The following is a 24302-nucleotide window of genomic DNA, read 5'->3' on the forward strand; positions in this document are numbered from 1 at the left end:
TGCGCCGGCCACCGGATCGTGATCGGGTAGACGGTATGACTGAACAGCCTGCGCACACGGATCTCCAGCCGCTTAACGACCTTGAGGAGAAGCTCGCCACCGGTGGGCAGGAAGACGCCAATCCTGTTGACGTCATCCTGTCCTTCCTGAACAGCGAGGTCTACATCATCAGCTCGGACACGGTGGAAGGCGTGGACTCCCAGGTTGAGCCGCTGGTCCTTGCCAACGCCGACGGCCGCCCCGTCCTCGCCGTGTTCTCGCACCCCACCCGGGTGGACCAGCAGTACCTGGAAGCCGCACCCAACGTGCTGGGCACGCAGGGTGCAGCCATCATCGCCAACCTTGGCGACGAACTGGGCATGGTGATCAACCCCGGCGCCGCCTACGGCTTCGAGATCGATCCTGAAGGCGTGGCGAACATCCGGCGCGACTTCAAGCGCGCCGACGAGCAATAATGTCCCCATGCGTCTAGGCGTCCTCGACATCGGGTCCAACACCGTCCACCTGCTCCTGGTGGACGCCCACCCCGGTGCGCAGCCTGTCCCGTTTGCGTCCCACAAGCGGCCGTTGTCCCTGGTCCAGTATCTTGAACCGGACGGCAGCATCAGCGACGAAGGACAGCATGAGCTGACCGAGTTCGTCCTGGAGGCCTGGGAATTCGCGGCCCGGCACAAGGCCGAAGACCTGCTGGCATTCTGTACCTCGGCCATCCGCGAGGCCACCAACGGCCCCGCCGTCCTGGCCCGGGTCAAGCACGAGACCACGGTGACCCTCCAGGAACTCACCGGGAGCGAAGAAGCGTCCATGACGTTCTTCGCGGTGCGGCGCTGGCACGGGTGGGGCGCCGGCCCCATCCTGAACCTGGACATCGGTGGCGGCTCCTTTGAAATGGCCTTCGGCCAGGACGAGCTTCCTGAGGTGGCCACCTCCGTGCCGCTCGGCGCCAGCAGGCTCACCCGCGACTGGTTCCCCGAGGACCCGCCGTCGGCCAAAAGCGTCAAGGAACTGCGGCGCTACATCAGGGCCACCCTCAAACCTGCTGTCCGGGAATTCGACGGCCTCGGCCGGGCCAACGTGGTGGCAGGCACCTCAAAAACGTTCCGCTCCCTGGCCCGGATCGCCGGGGCCGCGCCCAGCGCCGAAGGCCCCTACGTCAAGCGCGAACTGCACGCCTCGGACCTGGGGATCTGGACCCAGCGGATCTCGGCCATGAGCTCCGAGGACAGGCTGCATCTCCCCGGTGTATCCGAAGCACGGGCGCACCAGCTCCTTGCCGGTGCACTGGTGGCCGAAGCCGCCCTGGAGATGTTCAAGTTCAAGAAGCTGCGCATCTGCCCCTGGGCTTTGCGCGAAGGGCTCATCCTGCGCCGCCTGGACCAGCTGGTCTTCGCCGGGCCGCTGGAACCGGCGCCCCATGTGGCCGCGTCCCGCCCGGTGGAACCTGCCCTCTAGCAACCAAGCGTTCGGCCGGGCAGCGACACCAGCCGCGCTTAAATGCGGAAGCACCGGGGCCGGCAACAGGAAAATGGGGGAAAACCTGTTGCCGAGCCACCGGTGCCCTGGCAGGCATCCCCATGCCTGCCGCATCACTCGCACCCTCAATGAGGTAATAACTACGTTAGGACCCCAAGTTGTGCGCTGCCTGCGCTGAACATGGGAGTTGCCTGTGAATGCATGCGTACTGCAATGATGGAGGCATGAGCAACCGAATTGCATTCATTGGCTGTGGATCCATGAACGAGGCCATTCTTGCCGGCCTGCTGGAGGCCGGGACGGACCCCGGGGATGTGGTGGCCACCGTCCGCCGCGCGGAGCGCGCATCGGAACTCGCCGAACGGTACCCGGGTATTACCGCGATCGCCGGCGAGGAAGAACCAGACAACAACAAACAGGCCACCAAGGGATCCGCCGTCGTCATCCTTGGCGTCAAACCGGTGGGAATTGCTGACCTGGCCCGGGAGATCGGCCCGGCCCTTTCGCCGGATGCCGTGGTGGTCAGCGTTGCCGCGGCAGTATCCATCGCCCAGCTCGAAGCCGCGCTCCCCGCCGGCCAGCCGGTCATCCGGACCATGCCCAACACGCCGGCAAAGCTGGGCCGCGGCGTGGTGTCCGTCTCGCCGGGAACCCACTGCACTCCCGAGCAGCTCCGGAAGGTCAAGGACATCCTGCAGGGCGCCGGGACGGTGGTCGAAGTGCCCGAAGAGCAGGTGGATGCGCTGTCAGCGATCAGCGGCTCGGGCCCGGCGTACGCCTTCTACCTGGCCGAGGCCATGGCGTCGGCGGGGGAGGAGTTGGGCCTGGACCGCGAGCTGTCCCTGCTCCTTGCCCGCGAAACGGTGGCCGGCGCAGGCTTCATGCTCGCCGAACCGGGGGCGGATCCCTCCGCGCTGCGCAAAGCGGTCACCAGCCCCAACGGCACCACGGAACGGGCCATCGCCACGTTCGACGAACAGGGCATCCCGGCCATCATCGCCGCCGGCGCCAAGGCGGCAGCGGACCGGGCGGCGGAAATCACCAAGCAGCTTGGGTAACGGAGGTTGGGCTTGTCGAAATCCGGTTTCAGCAAGCCCAACCACCGGGGGACCTTATGGCCGGGCGGCGAACCGTTCCAGCAGGTCGACGTGCCCGGAGACAATGAGCATGTCCCGCGAGGACACCTTGGTCTCGGGCCGGGCGTAGGTGAAATCCTCGCCCGGGGACTTCACGCCCACAATGGTCACACCGTACTTGGAGCGGACCTTCGACTCGTCCAGCGTGAACCCCACGGTCTCGCGCGGCGGGTACATCTTCACAATGGCGAAGTCGTCGTCGAACTCGATGAAGTCCAGCATCCTGCCCGAGACCAGGTGCGCTGCCCGGACTCCGGCGTCGGCCTCCGGGTAGATCACGTGGTTGGCCCCGATCCGCGTCAGGATCTTGCCGTGCGAGGGGGTGATTGCCTTGACCCAGAGGTGTTCGATTCCCAGGTCCACCAGGTTGACGGTGATCAGCACAGAGGACTCGATGGACGTCCCCACCCCCACCACCGCGGAGCTGAACTCCTGCGCGCCCAGCTGGCGCAGCGCGTCGATGTTGGTGGCGTCAGCCTCCACCACGTGGGTCAGGAGCGGGGCCCATTTCTGCACCAGGTTCCGGTCGCGTTCGATCGCGAGTACTTCCCGGCCCTGTTTGACCAGCTGCTCTGCCGTGGATGATCCGAAGCGGCCCAGCCCGATCACCAGCACCGGGGCGTTGTGGGCGGGGCGCCGCGGGGCGTCTGTGGAACTAGCCAATGATGGGCCTCTCTTCGGGGTAGTGGTACAACTGGCTGCGCTGGCGCAGGGCCAGGGCGGCTGCGAGGGTCACGGTTCCCACGCGGCCCGCGAACATCAGGGCCGCGAGGACGTAGACGCCGGCAGGGGGCACCTCGGCGCTGAGGTTGGTGCTCAGGCCCACCGTGGCGAACGCGGAAATGGTTTCGAACAGCACCCGGTCAAGCGACTGGCCGCTGATGGCCAGGAGCAGGAAAGCGGACACTGACACCAGGGTGGCGCCGGCCACGATCACCGAGATGGCCACCCGCATGCTTCCTTGCGGGATGGTCCTGCCGTAGACCTTGACGTCCGCGTCACCGCGGGCCTCCGCGACGATGGCCAGGAACATCACAGCGATGGTGGTGACCTTGATGCCGCCCGCCGTCGACGCGGAACCGCCGCCGGCGAACATCAGGGCGTCCGTCAGCAGCATGGTGGTGGAATCCATCTGGTTCTGGTCCACCAGGTTGAAGCCGCCGGAACGCGTCATGACGGAGGCGAACAGCGCGTGGGTGATCTTGTCGCCCACATCCATGGTGCCGATGGTCCGGACGTTGTCCCACTCCATCAGCGCCCAGAGGAACGCCCCGGCCACCAGGAGGATCAGCGATACCTGGATGGTGAGCTTGGTGTGCAGGTTCCACTTTTTCCAGTTCAAGCCGTTCTGTTGGAGGACCATCACCACGGGGAAGCCCAGGCTGCCCAGGAAGACGCCCACCATCAGCGGGATAAGGATCCACAGGTCCGTCTCGTAGGGCACGATACCGTCCGAGTGCGGGGTGAAGCCGGCGTTGTTGAACGACGAGATGGCATAGAAGACGCCATGCCACACCGACTGCCAGAAGGGCTCGCCCAGGGTCAGGAACCGGGGAACGAGCGCCAGGGCCAGGACGCCCTCGATGACCACGGAGGTGGTGATGACGATCCGGAGCAGGGTGCCCACCTCACCGAGGCGGCCGGCGTTGTTCATGGATTCGGCGGCAATGATCTTCCCGCGCACCCCCAACCGCTTGCTCACCATCAGCGCCAGCAGCGAGGCCAGCGTCAAGGTACCCAAACCGCCGATGAAGATGCCCACCAGGATCACCAGCTGGCCGAAGAAGGACCAGTGCACCGCCGTCGACACCACCGTTAGTCCCGTCACGCAGACGGCCGAGACGGCGGTGAACAGGGCCTCGTGGATGGGGGTGGCGGTTCCGTTGGCCGAAGCCATGGGCAGGGACAGCAGGAACGTGAACACCATGCAGACCGCGGCGAACGCCGTCAGGGCAAGCCTGGCAGGGGAGGTGTTGGCGATGTCGTCGATGAAGTCGCGAAGCCGCGTGAAGATCCAGAGGCCCTCCCGCTCCTGCGCTGGGGGGTGCCAGCTGGCCGGGGTCCGGGGCCTTGACTGGCTCTGCGTCATGTGTGGCTTTTCCTCGGTCGAAACTGCTTCCCCCAGTAGTAAACCACTAAAGCCCGGCTTCATGGCCCGGCTGGGAGTCCGGCGGGCTCGGGTAGCCTGTGATTGATGACATATCTGCCCGGTCTAAGCCAGCCCGCGCCGCCGACGATGGTGGCGTGGAGCCCTGACATGACTGCCTACAACTTTGGTCCGGGCCACCCCATGGCACCGGAACGGATGGACCTGACGGCCCGCCTGGCGCGCAGCCTGGGGCTCTTCGACCTGGACCATGTGGACGTGCAGGCGCCGGAGACCGCCTCCGACGCGGAACTGGAAGCGGTTCACTCGGTGGATTATGTCGCGGCGGTGCGCAGGGTCAGCGCCGACCCCTCCCGGCCGGACGAGTCCCGGGGGCTGGGGACCGAGGATGACCCGGCTTTCGCGGGAATGCATGAGGCCGCGGCGCGGCTTGCCGGCGGATCCCTGATGGCCGCCCAGGGCGTGCTGGAGGGCTGGGCAGTGCATGCGGTCAACTTCGGCGGCGGCATGCACCACGCCGCCCGGGACCGTGCCAGTGGATTCTGCATCTACAACGACGCCGCCCTTGCCGTCCAGCGGCTCCTCGACGGCGGCGTGGGAAAAGTGGCCTACATCGATGTCGATGCCCACCACGGCGACGGAACGCAGAACATCTTCTGGGACGATCCCCGGGTCCTGACGCTCTCGCTGCACGAAACAGGACTGACCCTCTTTCCCGGAACAGGGTTCGCCAACGAGATCGGCGGCCCCGCAGCGGAGGGAACAGCCGTCAACGTTGCCCTGCCCGCCGGCACCGGGGACGCCGGCTGGCTCCGGGCGTTCTACGCCATCGTGCCGCAACTGGTGGGCGCGTTCGAACCGGAGGTCATCGTGAGCCAGCACGGCTGCGATTCACACCGCAGCGACCCCCTCACCCACCTCAACCTCAGTGTCGACGGGCAGCGCGAGGCCGCGAACGCCGTCGCAAACCTGGCCGAACGGTTCTGCGGGGGCCGGTGGATCGCCACCGGCGGCGGCGGCTACAACGTCCTGGATGTGGTGCCGCGGTCCTGGAGCCACCTGGTGGCGATCGCAGCCGGACGGCCAGTGCCGCTGCGCACCGCCGTCCCGAAAGACTGGCGGCACTATGTGGCGGAGAAATTCGGGACAGTGGCCCCCGCGCTGATGGGGGATGATGTGGAGCTGTGGTGGCGGTCCTGGGAAGTGGGCTTCGACCCCAACGACGCCGTGGACCGTACCGTCATGGCGACCCGCAAGGCGGTGTTCCCCCTGCACGGGCTGGACCCCTGGTTCGACTAGCGGCTTCGGCGGTGCACCGGAGCACTGGGGTACCGAAATAGTTGATGCCTTTCGGCGTATATGTCGCTAGGGTGGGAGGCATGGTGACAGACGACGTATTTGCCGTCATAGCGGAATCCACCCGGCGGGAGATCCTGGTGGCCCTCCGGGCGGGGGACAAAGCAGTGGGGGAGCTGGTGGAGGAACTGGACGCCAGCCAGCCCACCATTTCCAAGCACCTGAAGGTCCTGCGGGAAGCGCAGCTGGTCAGTATGCGCGCGCAGGGCCAGAAGCGGTACTACGCCTTGAACCGGGGTCCGCTGGAGGGCATCGCAAGCTGGCTGGAGACATTCGACGTCGGCACGGCCGCCAAAGCTGCCTCCTCGCCAACCAGCGCCTCACCAAAGAACGGCGATGCAGGGAACACCGCATCAGCGGCGAAGGGCCGGCCAGCAGCGGCCGCCGCGGCGGGCCCGGCGGAGGCACCCGCCGCCGTCGTGCCGGGGCATGTGGCGCCTCGCCAGGAGGATGCCGCGGCGGGCGTCCTGGCGCGCGAGGGAGCAGAACTGAGCCCCGCCGTCGTCATTCCCGGCGGAACAGCCGCCCCGTTGAGCGATGACAGCGTTCCGCAGCAGATCGGACGCAGTGTTGGCCGCGCGGCCACCAAAGCCGCGGACCTGCTGGCAAACCTCCCCAACCTGCCCAAGTTCGGCCGCAAGAAATAGGGTGGACGCCGGCGGCTGGGTGCCTCGAAACCCGGGTTTCGGCACGCCCAGCCACCGGCCCCCGGCTCAGTGCTTGCCCAGCAGCCGCACGTGGTCCGGCGTGAGCCCCGAAACGGAACTGACGCCCAGCAGCGCCATGGTGCGTGCCATGTCCTTTTCCAGGATCTCCAGGGCGCGGTCCACGCCGGCCCGTCCGCCGGCCATCAGGCCGTAGAGGTAGGCGCGCCCAATCAGGGTGAAGTCCGCGCCAAGGGCAAGGGCGGCCACGATGTCGGCGCCGCTCATGATGCCGGTGTCCAGCATGATGGCCGCGTCCGTGTGGTCCTTGGTGAAGGCCTCCTTGACCTCGGGGAGCAGGTGGAACGGGATGGGGGCCCGGTCCAGCTGGCGGCCGCCGTGGTTGGAGAGCACCACGCCGTCTGCGCCATGGTCCACGACGCGGCGGGCGTCCTCCACCGTCTGGATGCCCTTGACCACCAGGTTGCCTTTCCAGGTGTCGCGCAGCCAGTCCAGGTCCTCGAAGGTGAGCGTGGGATCGAACATGGAGTTGATCAGGTCCGCCACGGTGCCGGTGTAGCGCGAGAGCGAGGCGAAGGTCAGCGGCTCGTGGGTGAGGAAGTTGAACCACCAGGCCGGCCGGTAGGAGGCATCCAGGACAGTCTTCAGGGTCAGTGCCGGCGGGATGGTCATGCCGTTGCGGACGTCGCGGAGGCGTGCACCGGCCACGGCTGTGTCCACGGTGACCATGAGGGTGTCGTTGCCGGCCTTGGCGGCGCGCTCGATCAGTTCCAGCGAACGGTCGCGGTCCGTCCACAGGTACAGCTGGAACCAGTTCCGGCCGTTGGGTGCGGCTGCTGCCACGTCCTCAATGGACGCGGTGCCCATGGTGGAGAGCGTGTAGGGGATGCCCGCTGACTCGGCGGCCCGGGACCCGGCGTATTCGCCCTCGGACTGCATCATCCGGGTGAATCCGGTGGGGGCGATGCCGACGGGAAGCCGGGACGGTTTGCCGAGGATGGTGGTGCTGAGGTCGATGGCAGAGACGTTCCGCAGGATCCCGGGCCGGAATTCGATGTCCAGGAAGGCCTGGCGGGCCCGGCGGAGGGTAATTTCCTCCTCGGCTGCTCCGTCCGTGTAGTCGAAGGGAGCTTGCGGAGTACGCCGCTTGGCGATGTCCCGGAGTTCCCAGATGGTGCTGGCCCGCTTGAGCCGGGCATCCTTGCTGAACTCCGGCTTCTTGAACTGCATCAGCGGAGCGAGGTCCGAGTACTTGGGCACGCGGCGCTTCAGGGCGGGGGGCACGTCGGACGACGCCGGCGCCTTGGCGGGTGCGTGCGCTGCCGGGATGTCCGTGGTGTCCGGGGCCGGGGCGGCCTCCGGGTTGCCGGGCTGGATGATGTGGGTCATGGCGTCCTCCTGTGGTCCAACCACACTGTAGGCCATGTGGTCCAACCACATCAACTACCATTGGCCGTATGCGAACCCATCAGCTGGTCCTGGCGTGGATCGAGGACCAACTCTCTGCCGGCCGGCTGGCCGTCGGCGGCAGGCTGCCTGCCGAACGGACCCTGGCCGAGCAGCTCACGGTCTCCCGGACGTCCGTGCGGGAAGCCATCCGGATCCTCGAGGCGATGGGCGTGGTCCGCGCGGGTGTTGGGTCCGGCCCCGATGCCGGGACGGTGGTCATCTCCGATCCCACCGCGGCGCTCGGCTCCGCCCTCCGCCTGCACGTTGCCACCCAGCACCTGCCCGTGGCGGACATTGTGGAGACCCGCGTCCTGCTGGAGTCCTGGGCTGCGGGCAAGGCACGGCCGGATGCCCCCGAACTCGACGAGGCCGCGGCCCTGCTGGCCGGGATGGACCAGGCGGAAGGCCTGTCGGTCGGTGACTTCCTGGCCCTCGATGTCCGCTTCCATTTCGCGCTGGCCAACGCCGCCGGCAATGCGGTGGTCAGCGCCATGATGGGATCCCTCCGCGAGGCTATCCAGGGCTACGCCGCAGAGCTGACGTCTAACCTGCCCGACTGGGACGCCACCGCCTCCCGTTTGCGCGCTGAGCACCACGCCATCCTTGCCGCGGTCCGGAAGGGCGACGGCGGCCGGGCGGCGGAACTGGTGGCGGCACACATCGAGGGGTATTACCGGGAAGCGGGCCTGGGGGCCGGGTCCCGGGAACCCTAGCCGTGGACGGCGCTCCGTGGCGCCTTGGCCGGGCCGCTGCTGGCCCGGACTTCCAGCCGCGGCTGGAACCGGCTGCCGGGCACCTCGTTCCCTTCCTTGCGGATCAATGCCCGGAGCTGGTGCCAGGCCTGCTCGCCCAGTTCGGTGATGGGGACGGCCGCGGTGGTGAGCGCCGGCGTCGTGTACTTGGCGAAGGGGATGTCGTCGAATCCGGTGACGGAGATGTCGCCGGGCACGTCCAGGCCCCGTTCATGCAGTCCGCTCATCAGGCCCATGGCCACGAGGTCGTTGAAGGCGAGGATGCCGGTGGCCCCGCTCGCCAGGACCGCGTCAACTGCTTCATGTCCCGTGTCAAAGTCCGAGCCGCCCTCAAGCATGGTTACCTCCACCTGCGGGTGGGCGGCCTTGAAAGCCTCCAGGCCCTTGAGCCGCATGCCGTTGGATGCGCTCCGCGGAGGCCCTGCCAGGAAGGCCAGCCGGGTGTGCCCCAGCTCCACCAGGTGTCCGGCGATGTCCTGGACGCCCTGCCCGTAGTCCACCACCAGGCTGGGCACGTCCGGCGCGTCCGTGGTGCGGTTGATCAGCACCAGCGGGTGCAGGGACGGCGCGATCTCCGTTAGTTCGGCGTCGGACATGCGGGGGGCGCAGAGGACCAGTCCGTCGCAGCGGCGGCGCGCTTCGCCGGCCAGGATGGACTCCTCGCTGGAAACCTCGAACGAATCCGCGATCAGCACCCGGTAGCCGTCCTGTGCCGCGGCCCGGCTGAGGCCGCGAAGGATCGCCTGGAACGTGGGGTTGGCCAGATCCGGCACCACGATGCCGATGGTGTCCGTCTTTCCCAGTGCGAGGCTGCGGCCCACCGGGTTGGGCTGGTACTTCAGTTCGGCGGCGGCTGCGCGGACCCTGGCGGCGATGTCCGGGTCCACGGTGAAGTTCCCGTTCATGACACGCGAAACCGTGGCGTGTGAGACTCCTGCCTTCACGGCGACATCCGCGATGCCGATCCGGCCGCTTGCCGATTTCCTGGCCATGGGGAACCCTTCTGTCGCGCCACTCCGGACGGATGCTGCCGGCTGCGTTAGGCGCCGGGCCAACAAGCCCCGGGTGGCAGGTGCTTTTGGAAGACAGCATATACGGCAGCCGGAAAGCGATTTCTATCCTTTTCCCGGCAGTTTTCCGCCGGGGAGGGCTCCAGCGCTGCGCGCTTGCTCAGAAAACGCTTTCTGTTAGCGCCCGGAGTGGTTGACGGATGGGCGGGCGGGTTGATACAACTTCTATAGCGAACTGAGAAAACGCTTTCTCAGGCAGGTGCAGCAGAGTGCCACCGCCGAACCGCAGCGGCCGCCCCGGCGGCCGGGCAATGAGCTTTCGAAAGGGACCCCCACATGGTCAACACAGCCGAGACGACGTCGGCCGCAGCTGCTCCCCATACGGCTGCCGGCAGCCCCACCTCCGACGGCCGCAAGGCGCGCCTTGCCCTGGTGGGCACCGGAGGGCGTTCTGAAATGTACATCCGCGCAGTGTTCGGCAAGCACGCCGACACCGCGGAACTGGTCGCGTTCTCGGACGTGAACCCCGGCCGCGTGGAGTTCTACCAGGGCCTCATCCAGGAACTCGGCGCTCCCGGCCCCATTGCCTCGTTCGATCCGGCGGACCTGACGGCCTTTATCCAGGCCAACCACATTGACCGCGTCGTGGTGACCACTCCGGACTACACCCACGCCGACTACATCGTCGAAGCCCTCAGGGCCGGCGCGGACGTAGTGGTGGAAAAGCCGCTCACCATCGATGCCGAGGGCTGCCGCCGCATCACCAAAGCGGTCCAGGAAACCGGCCGCAATGTGGTGGTGACGTTCAACTACCGCTACTCGCCCCGCAACAGCGCCCTGAAGGAGATCATCCAGAGCGGCGTGATCGGCAAGGTCACCTCGATCGACTTCAGCTGGGTCCTGGACACGGTCCACGGCGCTGACTACTTCCGCCGCTGGCACCGCGAGAAGAAGAACTCCGGCGGCCTGCTCATCCACAAGGCGTCCCACCATTTCGACCTCGTCAACTGGTGGATCGACGACGTCCCGGAGCGCGTCTTCGCCTCCGGCGGCCTGAAATTCTATGGCGACAAGAACGCCGCCGAACGCGGGCTGGGCCCCCGCCCCGAGCGCGGAACGCCCGACGCCGGTGCGCCCGCCGGTGACAAGGACCCGTTCGCGCTGGACCTCCGCGAGGACGAACGGCTCAAAGCGCTCTTCCTGGACAACGAACACTACGACGGCTACCGCCGCGACCAGGACGTCTTCACCGGCGGCATCACCATCGAGGACAACCTGGCACTGGTGGTTGAGTACCAGGGCGGGCCGCGCCTGAGCTACTCCCTGAACGCGCACAGCCCGTGGGAAGGGTACCGGGTGGCGGTCAACGGCACGGAAGGCCGGGCTGAGCTTGAAGTGGTGGAACGCGCCGCCGTCCTGCACAGCACAGACAAGAAGACAGTGGTGGACCCGAGCGCAACCCCCGTGGAGGAAGAGGACGCCGTCCGCCGCAACGGCGAACGGCTGGTGGTCCAACGCCACTGGGAGGCCGCGTACGAGGTCCCGATCGTCAATGGCGAAGGCGGCCACGGCGGGGGCGATGAGCTCCTGCTCTCGGACCTCTTCAACGGCCCGGGTGAAGACCCGTTGGGCCGCCCCTCCGGCTACCTCGACGGGCTGCGTTCGGTATCCGTGGGCATCGCCGGCAACCAGTCGCTCGAGACCTCGCTGCCCATCCGCGTGGAGGACCTGGACCTCGGCGTCGATCTCCGCCGCGGCAAGTAGGGACGAACCATGAGCAGGATATTCGTTACCGGCGGCTCCGGCCGCCTGGGACGCAGTGTTGTCGCGGGGCTCGCCCAGGCGGGCCACGAGGTGGTCTCCGTGGACCGGGACGCCGTGCCCGCCGGCCAGCTGCCGCCCGGCGTCGTGCAGGAAACCGCCGACCTCCTGGCGCCGGGCGAGGCGCTGCGCCTCCTCCGGGAGTCAAGGCCCGACGCCGTCATCCACCTTGCAGCGATCGCCGTCCCTTTCAGCGCGCCGGAGGACGTCATCTTCGCCACCAACACCAGGCTCGCCTTCGCCGTGATCAGCGCGGCTACCGAGCTTGGCGTCCCGAAAATCATCACCGCCAGCAGCCCCACCGTGCTCGGTTATGGCTCGCCCGCGGGCTGGCTTCCGTCGTCGTTCCCGCTCGATGAGCGGACGCCGCCGAAGCCTTGGAACGCCTATGCGCTGTCCAAGCTCATCGCCGAACAGACAGTGCAGATGTTCGCCGCTGCCCAGGGTGAGCGGATCCGGTATGCGGCATTCCGCCCATGCTTCGTGATCTCACCGGAGGAATGGGAGGGGGCGCCCACGCAGCAGGGCCACACCCTGGCTGAACGCCTGGCCGATCCCGCCCTCTCCGCACCGGCCCTGTTCAACTACGTGGACGCCCGGGATGTGGCGGACTTCCTTGACCTGCTGCTCCGGAAAATGACGGATATTCCCAACGGCGAAACCTTCTTCGTCGGCGCCGCGGACGCCCTGGCAACCGCGCCGCTGGCCGAGCTCATGCCCCGCTTCCTGCCGGGCAGCGAAGACATCAGTGCAGGCCTGACCGGGACCAGCCCCGCGTTCTCCATCGCCAAGGCACAGGAACTCCTGGGCTGGCAGCCGCGGCGCAGCTGGCGCACCGAACTCACGTCCCGCCACACCCTCAACGACGAGGCTTCCGCGCTGGTCACTGCCGGCGGCGGAAGCAAGGAGACACCATGAAATTCGACGGCGTACTGTTTTTTCCCGTCACCCCGTTCACGGCCGAAGGCGCCGTTGACGTCGCACTGCTCAAGGAACACATCGCCTCCCGGCTGCCCTACGGCCCGGGCGGCGTCTTCCCTGCCTGCGGCACTGGTGAATTCCATGCCCTCAGCATCGACGAGGTCCGCACCGTGGTGGCGGCCGCCGTCGAGGTCGTCGCCGGAAAGGTCCCCGTGGTGGCCGGGGCGGGTGGACCGCTGGGCCACGCCCTCGCTGCCGCCCGGGTGGCCGAGGAAGCCGGCGCCGACGCCCTCCTGGTGCTTCCGCCCTACCTGGTGACCGGACCCACCGACGGCCTGGTGGCCTACATCGAGGCTGTCGCCGATGCCAGCAGCCTGCCGGTCATTGTCTACCACCGCGGCAATGCAAAGTTCACCGCCGCGTCCATGGCGAAGCTGGCCGCCAATCCCAAGGTCATCGGCTTCAAGGACGGCCTGGGCGACGTCGGCCTTGCCCAGGAAATCGTGTCCGCCGTCAAGGCTGCCGGCCGGGAGGAGTTTGCGTTCTTCAACGGCCTGCTCACGGCGGAACTGACGCAGGGCGCCTACCGGGGCCTGGGGATCCCGCTGTATTCGTCGGCAGCATTCGCGATGGCGCCGGAGATCGCCAAGGCGTACTACGACGCCTACGTATCCGGGGATGAAGACCGCCGCAATGCCTTGCTGGAGGGCTTTTACGCGCCGCTGGTCCGCCTGCGCGACCAGACGCCCGGGTTCGGCGTCTCCCTGATCAAGGCCGGCCTGCGCCTGGGCGGCCTTCCGGTGGGCCCCGTGCGGCCGCCGCTGGTGGATCCCACGGAGGAGCAGCTCGTGGAGCTCAAGGCCATCCTGGCCAAGGGCTACGAGCTGGCCGGACACTGATGAGCGCACCGGCGGCCGAAACCGTCCGCACCGTCCCGCGCATCACCGGCCTGTCGATGAGGCTCCTTACCGTTGCGCTGCGCCGCAGCTGGGGTGCGGAGGCACCGGAGAACCACGTGATCGCCACCGAGATCTCCACGGACGACGGCGGCACGGGCTTTGGCTTCTCCTGGACGCCTACCATCGGTCCCCAGGCAGTCAAGGCGTTGCTTGACCACGACATCGCCCCTTTCGTGGCCGGGCTGCCCGCAACCCCCGAGGGTGTGTGGGACGTGCTCTGGAAGCGGCTGCACGAGGCCGGCGGCGGAGGGCTCACCACCATTGCCATGGCCGGTGTGGACCTTGCATTGTGGGACCTGCAGGCCCGCCGTGCCGGCATGTCCGTCACGGGCCTGCTGGGCCAGCGGCAGGAGTCAGCCGAGGTTTACGGTTCCGGCGTGAACCTGCACTACACCCTGGAAGAGTTGGTGGCGCAGGCCGAACGCTGGGTTGCCGCCGGCCACCAGGCAGTGAAGATCAAGGTGGGCAAGCCGGACCTCCGCGAGGACCGCGAACGCGTTGCCGCCGTCCGTTCCGTCCTGGGCCCGGACCGCAGGCTCATGATCGACGCCAACCAGCGGTGGGACCTGCCCACCACCTTCCGGGCCCTCGACGTACTGGCCGAATTCGGGCTGGAATGGCTGGAAGAACCTCTCCGCGCGGATGACCTCTGGGCCTACCGAAGGCTCCGCAAACATTCGCCGGTGCCCATTGCCCTTGGCGAAAACCTGCACACGATCTACCGGTTCCGCGATTTCATCGAGGCGGAGGCGGTGGACATCATCCAGCCCAACATCATCCGGGTAGGCGGCATCACCCCGTTCCGGCGGATCGTGGAGCTGGCACGGACCCACAGCATCAAGGTCATGCCGCACCTGCTGCCGGAACTGTCCGGGCAGCTGGCATTGACCTTGGCGGAGCCCACCATGGTGGAGGATGTCGAGGAGGCATCCTTCGAACAGTTGGGGATCCTGGCCGGGCCATCGCCGGTGAGGTTCGCCAACAGCAGGGTGGCCCTGGCGGACCAGCCCGGACTGGGCTTCCGTTTCCGGGACGCACCTTAACCACCGACGCACATCCACAGAACAGGTACCTGACGTGACAACTGCAACGCTTTCCCTGTCCGAACTCACCGCCGCCGCGACGGTGGCCGCCCGGACCGCTGCTGCGGCCACCGATGCCGAGCGCGCCGCGTGGCTTCACGCGGCGGCGGACGCGTTGGACGCCAACGCGGCCGAACTGGTGGAAATCGCCGATGCCGAGACCAGCCTGGGTGTCCCGCGCCTGACGGGGGAAGTGGCCCGCACCACAGGCCAGCTGCGCTTGTTCGCACGCGTGATCACCGAGGGCTCCTACCTTGAAGCCATCATCGACCACGCGGACCCGTCCTCCACCCCGCCCAAGCCGGACCTGCGCCGCATCCTGCGGCCCATCGGGCCGGTGGCGGTCTTCTCGGCGTCGAACTTCCCGTTCGCCTTCTCCGTGGCAGGCGGGGACACGGCCTCGGCCCTCGCCGTCGGCTGCTCCGTGGTTGTCAAAGCCCACTCAGGGCACCTGCGGCTCTCCGAGCGGACCGCCGGGATTGTGGCTGAGGCGCTTCGCGGCGCGGGTGCCCCGGAAGGCCTGTTCGCCCTGGTCAGCGGCCGCGAGGTGGGAACGGCGCTGGTCCAGGACCCCGCCATCAAGGCCGTGGGCTTCACCGGGTCCATTCCCGGCGGCCGCGCCCTGTTCGACCTCGCCACCTCCCGCCCGGATCCCATCCCGTTCTACGGAGAGCTGGGCAGCCTCAACCCGGTGGTCATCACCGCGGCAGCACTGAAGGCCCGCTCCGCGGAACTCGCCGCTGGCCTGGCAGGCTCCTTCACCCTTGGGGCCGGCCAGTTCTGCACCAAGCCGGGCCTGGTGTTCATCCCAGCCGGAACCTCCTTCGCAGCCGAGGTAGCGGACGCCAGCAAGGACAAGCCCGCGGCCGGGATGCTGACCAGCCGCATCGCCGAAGCCTACCCGGACGGGCTGCGCAGCTTCGCAGCCGTGGAGGGCGTGCAGGTGGTGGGCGGCAGCGTTGACCAGGACGCGGCAGCCAACGGGGCTGCCCCGGTGGTGTTCGCCACCGCCGCGGCCAAGGTCCTGGAGCGACCCGGGCAGCTGCTTGAAGAATGCTTCGGGCCCACCACCATCCTCATCGAGTACAAGGACCAGCAGGAACTGTCTGCTGTCCTGGCGGAGGTTCCCGGCAGCCTGACGGCCACCGTGCACGCAGAGCCGGAGGAGGACATCGCCGCCCTGGTGGAGCAGCTCGCCGGCCTGGCCGGCCGGGTCCTGTTCGATGGCTGGCCCACCGGCGTCGCCGTGAACTGGGCCCAGCAGCACGGCGGCCCGTACCCTGCCACCACCTCGCTGTTCACCTCGGTGGGTGCGACGGCGGTCCGCCGCTTCCAGCGCCCCGTCGCCTACCAGGACGCCCCGGAAAGCGTCCTGCACCCGGCGCTCCGTGACGACAATCCGCTGGGGATCCCGCGCCGTGTGGATGGGGAACTGCGGCTCCCGTAACAACGCCCGCTCACATACTGCAGCTAGACACGAAACGCCCGCTCACTTATGGCCGTAAAAACGGCCATAAGTGAGCGGGCGTTTCGATTAAAGCTGCAGTATGTGAGCGGGCGCCGGACTAGAGCTGCAGGGTCACGGGGCGTTCCAGCCCGTTCACGGTGGCCACCGGCCAGCGCGGGTCAACAGTCAGGATGTGGAGCCCGGATTCCGTGAGCTGGACCGTGTCCTCGATCTTGACGCCCGGCCCTGACGGGTTCCACGTGAACGCCTGGTCCAGCACCACCGTATCCGTGGCTTCCGACGTGACCCGGGGATCGCGCCCCGCGTAACCGGCGGGCCCGCCCTGATGGTGTTGTTCCCACTGGTCCGCGCCGAAGCCATGCCGGACGTAAGCGGCCTGGATCTCGGTGAAGATCCGGTCCAGCCGGGTGCCGGGAACCGTGGCATCGAAAATATCCGCCTCCACTGCCGCGATGCGGGCCTCGGCGTCGCGCTCCCCGGGAGTGCCGGCGTCGAACCTGATCCAGCGGGTGATGTTGGCCACGAGGCCGTCGCGGCGGGCGCAAACCACCGCCATGGCACGCCGGCCAAGAGGCGCGTGCGTGGCCAAGGGGTGCCGGAACGTGCTGCGGGAGCTGCCGTTGCACAGGAGTACCAGCGGCTCTGCACCGGCGGCCACCACCCGGGCAGCCAGCGCCGACACCAGCGCGAATTCCGTGGTGTCCGGGCGGGCGGCGGACAGGACCTCGGTCATGATGCCGGCCACGTCGGCGCTGAGCAGGGCATAGCGGGCGCTTTCCGCCGGAAGCAGCTGCTGGCGCGCGGCGCGCAGTTCGGCGGCCACCTCTGCCTCGGACAGCGGAGGCAGGGCGCCATTGCCCACGGCGGCCGCGGCCTGGTGCAGGTTCGCGTACCAGGGAACGGTATGCAGGTTGACTCCCAGCGGAAGCTCCTCGGCGGCGATCCGGCCGGCTTCGTTGTTGAACGTCACCAGGTGGTCGCCGTCGCGCGCGACGAGCAGGGCGGCGATGGGGTCGCCGGCCAGGCTGATGTGCACCCGGCTGCCGTCCAGGTACCAGGTCAGGGCCGTGTTGGTGGTGAGGAGCAGCGAATCCCGCCCGGCCTCGTCCAGGATGTCCAGCACGCGCCGGCGCTTGATGGCCCGGTCGCCCGGGGATCCGGGAGCCAGGCGGGCCTCCTGCTGGGGAACGGCTGCGGCTGTGGTCTGGGTCATGACGGATCCCCTTGTTCGTTGATCAGTGTTTCGATGTCGGCGGTGGCCAGGAGCCCGTCGGCCACGAAGACGGTGACGTGCCGCCGCACCGGCGCGCCGGGCTCTGCGATGACGGGCGTATCCCAGGCCAGCGACTGGCCGACGCCCGGGTAGCCGTCAACCCGGACAAACCATGGGTCCGTGGAGTCCCCGGCAGCGACGAACACCAAGGTGGCCGGGCCGCCGTCGAACGTTCCGGACCAGGCGAGCCATGGCGCGACGCTGCCGTGGGCCTGTGACTCACCGGAGCCGGCGGGCGTCCAGACGGCAGGGTCCGCGCACTCGGGCAGCCGCCAGAAGAAGCCGCCGTAGCCACCCTCGAACCGGCCGTTGGAGCCCGGACTGCCCAGGCTGACCGGCGTGTTCCCTGCAGGTGACAACGCAAAATCCAGTGACAGCCGCCAGGCGGAGGGTGCGACGGCGGACCACGCCCAGGTGCGTTCCTCGCGGAGCACAGGGGAGCCGTCCGGCCCGTTCCAGCTCAGCGTCTCTTGCAGGACGCCGGGCCGTCCCGCGCCGGCGTCGGCCTGGAAGGATGCGGTGCCGGTGCTTGCGATGCTGCCGTGGTCCGGGCGCCACACGTACTGGCCGGCTTCCCTGGTGTAGGTGCGGCCGCCCCAGAAATTCACCCCGTCCACATCCTGCAGGGCCACGCCGGCGCCCAGATGCCATACGTGGTCAAGGGGCTGGTGGTCAGTCACCACGGTGCCGTTCAGGGTGCGCACCGGGTGGAGGTAGGGGCGCGGGGAGGATACTGCCCTGATATGGCTGCCGTCCTGGTAATCGGCCACCGGGCGGCCCCCAACGGTCAGCGTCCGGACCGGCGGAAGGGGACGGGCCCAGGGCACGCCGAGTTCGGCGAACGTTGCCTGTGCCTTGACGGCGCGCTCCAGCGTTCCGGAGATGTCCTGCACCACCGGATGGGCGTCGTCGCCCTCGCCTTCCCACGTGATGAAGCCGGTGCCGATCGGCGCTGGTGCGGGCGCGGTGCGGATAGCCTCCAGGACGGCGGTGAAGGCTCCGGTGTCTTCCAGCGCGCACAGCAGCGGCGTTCCGTTGGCCCGGGCATCCAGCAGGTTTTCGAGCAGGTCAGTCCGGCCGAAGGACTCCCGGCGCTCGCCGGCCGGGGTGGTGATGACGACGTGGTCCTCCGTGTAGGAAAGGGTGATCTCGCCCAGCGTTCCGTGCACGGTGACGGCCGGGTTGAGCTCTTCGGGGGCGCAGAGCGTCAAGGCACAAAGGAGGGTCTCTCCGCCTGCGGTGCGGATCCGCAGAATGGACGTGTCATCGCTTTCGGTGCTGTTGGCCCGGTACAGGTCCGTTTCCACCGAGCGGACGTCCGCGAGGGTATGCGCGCCCGCCAGATGCAGTCCGGTGGCAACGGCGTGGGCCAGGGCGTTCGTGGCCACCCCGTCCACTACGTCCGTGCCGTCGAGGCTGCGCTTCCCGGCCCAGCGCGAGCGGTTGAAGTACGCCTTGGTCCGCAGCCATTGGCCGGTGGCGCTGAGCCCCAGCACGGTGCCTATTTCACCTGCCTCCACCAGGCCCCGGATGGCGGGCAGGGCTTGGGAGCCCAGGCTCTGGAAGCCCACCTGGACCCGGCGGCCGTGGTCCCTGGCCGCGGCCAGGACTTGCTCGAATTGCGCCAGGGATGCCACCGGCGGCTTTTCGACATAGACGTCCATCCCGGCGGACAACGCCGCGATGGCCAAGGGGGCATGCGTCTGGATGGGGGTGGCAATAATGACGACGTCGACGCCAGGCTTGGCGGCCAGCAGCCCGTCCAGGTCCGGGTACACAGCCACTGAGCCGGCCAGGCTGCCGGGCTGCGGCGGGTGGGGATCGGCGACGGCTACCAGTTCCAGGGCGCCGGCCTGTTCGAGCCGGGCCAGGTTGGCGAGGTGCCGTTCGCCGAAGCCGTGCACACCCACCAGGGCAACCCTGGGAAGGTCTGTGGACGGGGACTGCGGATGGGTGGATTCCGCCGAATGCTGTGTGGTCACGTGGGTCCTTGGGAGCGGTGCTGGTTGGGGGGGGCAGGTGGTCAGCGTTTTCGCCAGGAAGTCGAGGGCCTCGTCCTGCATGGCCGCCGTGAAGACGTGCCCGCCGGGCCAGAAGCTGCCCGCATACCTGTCGGTGCCGCCGTGCAGGGATTCGAGTAACTGGTGGGCCCGGCGCATCCCGGCTTCCGGGAAGAGCTCGTCAGCAAGGGCGTACTGCACCAGGAACCGGGCGGACCCTGCGCGGGCTGTGAGTTCCGGCCAGTCACCCAGCTTCCACAGCCCGGGAGTCTGCAGCAGCCACGAATGTGCGTCGAGGTACGCGGGGAAGAGGGATTCAAACGTGGTCATCATGCAGGTGACCACGGCGGCCCTGATGCGCGGGCTAAGGGCGGCCAGGGTGAGGGAACGGCCGCCGCCGCCGGAGAAACCGATGCACCCCAGGCTGTCCGCATCGACGCCGGGCAGTGCGGCCAGGACGTCGAGGGCGGCAAGGTCGTCGTGGGCCACCATGCCGGCAAGGCTGGTGCCGAGCAGCCCCGCCGCCTTGGCCACGGTGTCCTCATGGACGCCGGCCGCGGCGTTGTATTCGTCGGCCTCGGAAGGCGCGATGCCGTCCGCCCGCCACTGCGCCTGCCGTGCGTCAACGGCCGCGGCGGTCCGCCATGGCGGGGTGGAGAGGTCAAACCGGCGGCTTCCCCAGGCAAACGTGTCATGGGCAAGGACAGCGAAACCCTGGCGGGCCAGGCCGGTGGCCAGCGCACGGCCGTCATAGTGCCCTGCGCGTGCGGCAGCCGCCGACGGGTGGGTTGTCGGGAGCTCCACGAGCCGGTCCGCACCGCCAAACTTGTTGCCGCCGTGGCAGTGCAGGGCCAGGACGCCTGGCAGCGGTCCGGAATGTCCTGCCGGCCGGACCAGCCAGCCCGTGGTGCGCGGCCCGAAGCCCAACTGCCAGCTCAGTTCGGTGGTGGTGGCGTCGTCGTACGTTTCCTCCCAGTGCACCCGTACGTCCGGCGGCGCGGGCACAGCCGGGACGCCCAAGGCGTCAGAGAGTTCCTGCGCCGCCGCGGTGGACGCCCGGTGGCGGGGACGGGCCCGGACGTAGGCAGGCCAATCGTCGTAGCCGCCGATGGCGCTGGGCCGTGTTGCCGTGATCATGTGCCTGCCCCCTTTCATGGTTGGTGTCTGTTCATCCGTCCGCCGCGGCAACCGTCAGGCGAGGTTTTGGTTGACCTCTGAAATCATGCCTTTGGCAGCGTCCCGAGGCGCGATCTTTCCGAAGAGTACATCCGTGTTGTAACGGTTCAAAACTTCCAGGGTTGCGGATGATCCTGCCGGGAAGGGCTTGGGTGCCGGAACCTTCATGGCCGCGATCCGGTCCAGGTAGGTGGCTTCCTTCTGCTGGGTTTCCTTGAGCAGGGGAGTGATGCCCGCCTTCAGTTCGGTGTTGGCGGGCATGCCGCGGTCGCTCTTGATCTTGGTGGCCGCGTCCATGTTGTTGACCAGGTAGTTGATGAACAGGGCCGCTTCCTTGGGCTGGGCGGATTTGGACGAGATGGCGTATTCCATCGACGAACGCAGCCAGGCCCCCGGCGTCCTGCTTTCGCCGGGAAGTTTCACCATGACCAGCGGGGCGCCGGAGTAGGACGTCATCTGGTTGCTCCAGGAAATCTTCATTCCTTGCTTTCCCTGGCCCATCAGTGTCATCTCAGGCTGGGCGGACCCGTCCTCGACGGTCTGGGACGCTGACGGGGCGCCGCCCGTTTCCATCAGCTTCTTGTTGAGCTCAAACCACTTGGCGAGCGTGTCCTCGCTGATGCCCATCTTCTTGCCGTCGTCGGTGTAGAGCTCCTGGCCATTCTGGCGTGCCCAGACGGCGAGGAAGGAGTCGTTGGCCATGGGGGTCGTGCCGAAGGTGCCGGCCGGCGACTTCTTGGTGATTTCGGCGGCGATCCGTGCGTAGTCGTCCCAGGTCCAGGTTTCGTCGTCCGGCAGCGGCACGCCGGCGGCCTCGAAGACCTTGGGGTCCAGGACCATGGACATGGAGTTGACGCCCGCCGTAATGGTGTACTGCTTTCCGTTGATCTTGCCCAGCTCAACGGTCCCGTCGGCGAACTTCGAGGTGTCGATCTGGTCCTTCACCTTGTCGAGGTCCAGGAGGACGCCGCGGCTGGAGTATTCGCTGGGATAGGCGCCGCTCATGGCGATGACGTCCGGGGTGGTTCCGCCGGCGATCTGGGTGGCCATTTTGTCCCAGTAGGAGCTGAATTCGGTGTTCTCGCCCTGGACCTTGATGGTGGGGTTGGCGGCTTCAAATGCTTTGATGACCTCCATGGTGGTCTTCGCCCTGGAGTCGTTGCCCCACCAGGCGAACCGGATGGTGACGGGATCCTCCGCAGTCCCCACTTTCCCGGCCTGCGGGCTGTTGCCGCAGCCGGTAAGGACCATGGCCAGCGCGGCGGCGGCGCCGGTGATTCCCATGACCGATTTCCTGAGACCAAACCTCATTGTTGTCCCCCTTATTCTGGTGGTCGCGTCCCCTTGCCAGATGCAACAGAAAACGTTTTCTCAAAAACTAACAAAGGGCTGTACAGGAGTCAAGAAACCGTTTACTTTGGTACGGAGCCGCTTTCTAGAACGACGCTCCCGGCGGGCGGAACCGCTCCAGCCCTGACGGGCATGCAGCGGGCCCGCGAAGGGAGTCCCGAACCCCCATCGCCTGGCGATGACCGAAACGTGGAGGCCACGATGACCAAAGGAGACCACATGGCCGCAAAGCATATTCCCAGGACGCGCCGTCCGGCCCCGCTGCCGGCCGACGCTTGCCTGCTGTCCGTGATGGAGCAGCAACCGTGAGCGCCATCAGCGAACTGTCTTCGTTGAGCCGGCGGAAGGGCAAAGCCACCGCTGAGGAGAAGAAGGCCAACAGGCGGGACAACAAGGCCGCCTACATTTTCCTGCTCCCGTGGCTGGTGGGTTTGGTGGCCATCACCATCGGCCCCATGTTGATGTCCCTCTACCTTTCGTTTACGGACTACAACCTGCTGCAGCCGCCCGAGTGGACGGGGCTGGACAACTTCACCAGGATGCTCAGCGACGCCCGGCTGCACAACTCGTTGCGGGTTACGTTCACGTACGTGCTGGTGGGTGTTCCACTGCAGCTGGCCGTGGCACTGCTGATCGCGCTCGTCCTGGACAAGGGGCTCCGCGGCCTTCCGTTCTACCGTTCTGTGTTCTACTTGCCGTCGCTGCTGGGCGGTTCGGTCGCCGTCGCCATCCTGTGGAAGCAGATCTTCGGCACCACCGGCCTGGTGAACCAGGTCCTGGCCATGTTCGGCATTCAGGGTCCCGGCTGGATCTCGGATCCCAGCACGGCCCTGGGATCGATCATCCTGCTGCACGTCTGGACCTTTGGCGCTCCGATGATCATCTTCCTCGCGGGCCTGCGCCAGATCCCCAACATGTACTACGAGGCGGCCAGGGTGGATGGTGCCACCACGCTCCAGCAGTTCTGGCGGATCACCATGCCGATGCTCAGCCCGATCATCTTCTTCAACCTGGTCCTGCAGATCATCGGTTCGTTCCAGTCCTTCACCCAGGCGTTCATCGTCTCCGGCGGCAACGGCGGACCTTCGGACTCAACGATGTTCTTCACGTTGTACCTCTACCAAAAGGGCTTCGGCCAGTTCGACATGGGCTACGCCTCAGCCATGGCGTGGGTGCTGCTGCTTATCATCGGCGTCTTCACCGCCATCAACTTCATCGCTTCTAAGTATTGGGTTTTCTATGACGACTAAGCTTGAGACGCTGCCCACCCCGGAGAAGAAGTCCGGGGGCGCCGGCAAGCCTACGAACCGCAAGCCCAGGGTCCGCGAGTCCCGGGGAACGCTGGCCTTCAGCAGGGCCCAGCGCGGTAAATCGCTGATAAAGCACGGGATCCTGATCCTGGCCGGCGGGCTGATGATCTATCCGCTCCTGTGGATGGTGGTCTCCTCGCTGCGGCCGAACGACCTGATCTTCCGTGAACCGGGCCTGTGGCTGAACAGCCTGGAAATGAGCAACTACACCTCCGGATGGTCGGCCCTGACGCACCCCTTCGGCCACTACATGATCAACTCCGCGATCGTGGTGATCGGCTCGATCCTGGGCAACCTGGTCTCATGCTCGATGGCTGCCTACGCGTTCGCGCGGCTGCAGTTCACCGCCAAGAAGCTGTTCTTCGGCATCATGCTGCTGACCATCATGCTCCCGTTCCACGTGGTGATCGTGCCGCAATACATCCTGTTCTCGCAGATCGGCTGGGTGAACACTTTCTGGCCGCTGATCGTTCCCAAGCTGCTTGCCACGGATGCGTTCTTCGTCTTCCTCATGGTGCAGTTCATCCGCGGCATCCCCAAGGAGCTTGACGAGGCCGCGAGGATCGACGGAGCCGGCCATCCGCGCATCTTCCTTCGCGTGATCCTGCCGCTGATGGTGCCGGCCCTGGCCACCACCACGATCTTCACCTTCATTTGGACCTGGAACGACTTCTTCGGCGCCCTGATCTACCTCACGGACCCGGATATGTTCACCGTTCCCGTGGCACTGCGTGCGTTCGTCGACTCGCAGTCCGCCACCAGCTGGGGATCCTTGTTCGCCATGTCCATCGTGTCCCTGCTGCCGGTCTTCCTGGTGTTCCTGTTCGGCCAGCGGTTCCTGATCAAGGGCATCGCCACCACGGGCATCAAGTAACGCCGGGCCGCACCCGGCGCCACGCGCCCCTGCACCACCTGTTTGAACGGCCCGTCGCAAGCGGCGGGCCGTTCGCGCGTCACGGGGCGGATGCACTTCGCCGAACATCTTGTAATACAA

Annotated in this window: 20 protein-coding genes; 13 read left to right on the plus strand and 7 right to left on the minus strand. The window is 67.4% G+C overall.

Translation table 11 applies throughout. The annotated features are described in order from the left end of the window. Nucleotides 1-35: 35 nt before the first annotated feature. The 3 genes from AC4EEO_RS02435 (at nt 36) to proC (ending at nt 2531) form a co-directional block, all read left to right on the plus strand. The gene (locus tag AC4EEO_RS02435) at nt 36-455 is read left to right on the plus strand and encodes an SseB family protein (RefSeq protein WP_018761826.1); all 420 of its coding nucleotides are present in this window, start codon (nt 36-38) and stop codon (nt 453-455) included. 7 nt (nt 456-462) lie between these two features. Then, nucleotides 463-1452 (plus strand): Ppx/GppA phosphatase family protein, encoded by a 990-nt coding sequence (locus AC4EEO_RS02440; protein WP_109045173.1) that lies wholly within the window; start codon nt 463-465, stop codon nt 1450-1452. A 245-nt stretch (nt 1453-1697) separates the two neighbouring features. After that, a complete protein-coding gene (gene proC / locus AC4EEO_RS02445) occupies nt 1698-2531 on the plus strand; it encodes a pyrroline-5-carboxylate reductase (RefSeq protein ID WP_491339790.1) in 834 nt (277 codons plus the stop codon). Nucleotides 2532-2585: 54 nt separating this feature from the next. On the opposite strand, the gene AC4EEO_RS02450 is transcribed toward proC, so the two are convergent. Both AC4EEO_RS02450 and AC4EEO_RS02455 read right to left on the minus strand, forming a co-directional pair. After that, a complete protein-coding gene (locus tag AC4EEO_RS02450; protein WP_018761823.1) occupies nt 2586-3224 on the minus strand; it encodes a potassium channel family protein in 639 nt (212 codons plus the stop codon). A 40-nt stretch (nt 3225-3264) separates the two neighbouring features. Next, complete coding sequence (locus AC4EEO_RS02455; protein WP_491339791.1) at nt 3265-4698, minus strand: TrkH family potassium uptake protein; 1434 nt, start codon at nt 4696-4698, stop codon at nt 3265-3267. Nucleotides 4699-4803: 105 nt separating this feature from the next. Between AC4EEO_RS02455 and AC4EEO_RS02460 the strand changes: the two genes are divergently transcribed. Beyond that, the gene (locus tag AC4EEO_RS02460; RefSeq protein ID WP_491339792.1) at nt 4804-6015 is read left to right on the plus strand and encodes an acetoin utilization protein AcuC; all 1212 of its coding nucleotides are present in this window, start codon (nt 4804-4806) and stop codon (nt 6013-6015) included. An 80-nt stretch (nt 6016-6095) separates the two neighbouring features. Beyond that, on the plus strand, nt 6096-6719 hold the full coding sequence (locus AC4EEO_RS02465) for an ArsR/SmtB family transcription factor (protein WP_109045177.1): 624 nt from the start codon (nt 6096-6098) through the stop codon (nt 6717-6719). 66 nt (nt 6720-6785) lie between these two features. On the opposite strand, the gene AC4EEO_RS02470 is transcribed toward AC4EEO_RS02465, so the two are convergent. Then, on the minus strand, nt 6786-8126 hold the full coding sequence (locus tag AC4EEO_RS02470; protein WP_018761819.1) for an alpha-hydroxy acid oxidase: 1341 nt from the start codon (nt 8124-8126) through the stop codon (nt 6786-6788). A 68-nt stretch (nt 8127-8194) separates the two neighbouring features. Between AC4EEO_RS02470 and AC4EEO_RS02475 the strand changes: the two genes are divergently transcribed. After that, nucleotides 8195-8899: a FadR/GntR family transcriptional regulator gene (locus AC4EEO_RS02475; protein ID WP_018761818.1), complete on the plus strand. Its 705-nt coding sequence runs from the start codon at nt 8195-8197 to the stop codon at nt 8897-8899. Here AC4EEO_RS02475 and AC4EEO_RS02480 read toward each other — a convergent pair. Continuing rightward, on the minus strand, nt 8896-9930 hold the full coding sequence (locus AC4EEO_RS02480) for a LacI family DNA-binding transcriptional regulator (protein ID WP_109045178.1): 1035 nt from the start codon (nt 9928-9930) through the stop codon (nt 8896-8898). The genes AC4EEO_RS02475 and AC4EEO_RS02480 overlap by 4 nt on opposite strands. A gap of 354 nt (nt 9931-10284) precedes the next feature. Here AC4EEO_RS02480 and AC4EEO_RS02485 point away from each other — a divergent pair, with 354 nt between their 5' ends. Genes AC4EEO_RS02485 through AC4EEO_RS02505 form a run of 5 tightly spaced genes read left to right on the plus strand, consistent with a single transcriptional unit; the run spans nt 10285 to nt 16178 of the window. Continuing rightward, nucleotides 10285-11712: a Gfo/Idh/MocA family protein gene (locus tag AC4EEO_RS02485; RefSeq protein ID WP_018761816.1), complete on the plus strand. Its 1428-nt coding sequence runs from the start codon at nt 10285-10287 to the stop codon at nt 11710-11712. A 9-nt stretch (nt 11713-11721) separates the two neighbouring features. After that, complete coding sequence (locus AC4EEO_RS02490; RefSeq protein WP_018761815.1) at nt 11722-12687, plus strand: NAD-dependent epimerase/dehydratase family protein; 966 nt, start codon at nt 11722-11724, stop codon at nt 12685-12687. Beyond that, the gene (locus tag AC4EEO_RS02495; protein WP_018761814.1) at nt 12684-13589 is read left to right on the plus strand and encodes a 5-dehydro-4-deoxyglucarate dehydratase; all 906 of its coding nucleotides are present in this window, start codon (nt 12684-12686) and stop codon (nt 13587-13589) included. The genes AC4EEO_RS02490 and AC4EEO_RS02495 overlap by 4 nt, the downstream gene beginning before the upstream one ends. Continuing rightward, entirely contained in the window at nt 13589-14692 is a 1104-nt protein-coding gene (locus AC4EEO_RS02500) for a mandelate racemase/muconate lactonizing enzyme family protein (RefSeq protein WP_491339793.1), read from the plus strand. The genes AC4EEO_RS02495 and AC4EEO_RS02500 overlap by 1 nt, the downstream gene beginning before the upstream one ends. Before the next feature lie 34 nt (nt 14693-14726). Then, nucleotides 14727-16178, plus strand: a complete 1452-nt coding sequence (locus AC4EEO_RS02505; protein WP_491339794.1) for an aldehyde dehydrogenase (NADP(+)) — start codon at nt 14727-14729, stop codon at nt 16176-16178. Between the two features lie 118 nt (nt 16179-16296). Here the strand turns inward: AC4EEO_RS02505 and AC4EEO_RS02510 are convergent, their stop codons facing one another. The 3 genes from AC4EEO_RS02510 to AC4EEO_RS02520 all read right to left on the minus strand — a co-directional run bounded on the left by AC4EEO_RS02510 (nt 16297) and on the right by AC4EEO_RS02520 (nt 21932). Then, nucleotides 16297-17412 (minus strand): M24 family metallopeptidase, encoded by a 1116-nt coding sequence (locus AC4EEO_RS02510; RefSeq protein ID WP_491330570.1) that lies wholly within the window; start codon nt 17410-17412, stop codon nt 16297-16299. Next, nucleotides 17409-19454 (minus strand): DUF6807 family protein, encoded by a 2046-nt coding sequence (locus AC4EEO_RS02515; RefSeq protein WP_491340386.1) that lies wholly within the window; start codon nt 19452-19454, stop codon nt 17409-17411. Before AC4EEO_RS02515 ends, AC4EEO_RS02510 begins: the two co-directional genes overlap by 4 nt. 1209 nt (nt 19455-20663) lie before the next feature. Next, nucleotides 20664-21932 carry an ABC transporter substrate-binding protein gene (locus AC4EEO_RS02520; protein ID WP_018761808.1) on the minus strand — a complete coding sequence of 423 codons (1269 nt, stop codon included), beginning with the start codon at nt 21930-21932 and terminating at the stop codon, nt 20664-20666. Between the two features lie 371 nt (nt 21933-22303). On the opposite strand from AC4EEO_RS02520, the gene AC4EEO_RS02525 reads away from it, so the two are divergent. Both AC4EEO_RS02525 and AC4EEO_RS02530 read left to right on the plus strand, forming a co-directional pair. Beyond that, the gene (locus AC4EEO_RS02525; RefSeq protein ID WP_018761806.1) at nt 22304-23248 is read left to right on the plus strand and encodes a carbohydrate ABC transporter permease; all 945 of its coding nucleotides are present in this window, start codon (nt 22304-22306) and stop codon (nt 23246-23248) included. Further along, entirely contained in the window at nt 23238-24182 is a 945-nt protein-coding gene (locus AC4EEO_RS02530) for a carbohydrate ABC transporter permease (protein WP_491339795.1), read from the plus strand. The genes AC4EEO_RS02525 and AC4EEO_RS02530 overlap by 11 nt, the downstream gene beginning before the upstream one ends. Nucleotides 24183-24302 lie beyond the last annotated feature (120 nt).

It is taken from the genome of Pseudarthrobacter sp. MOO13, from assembly GCF_058267655.1.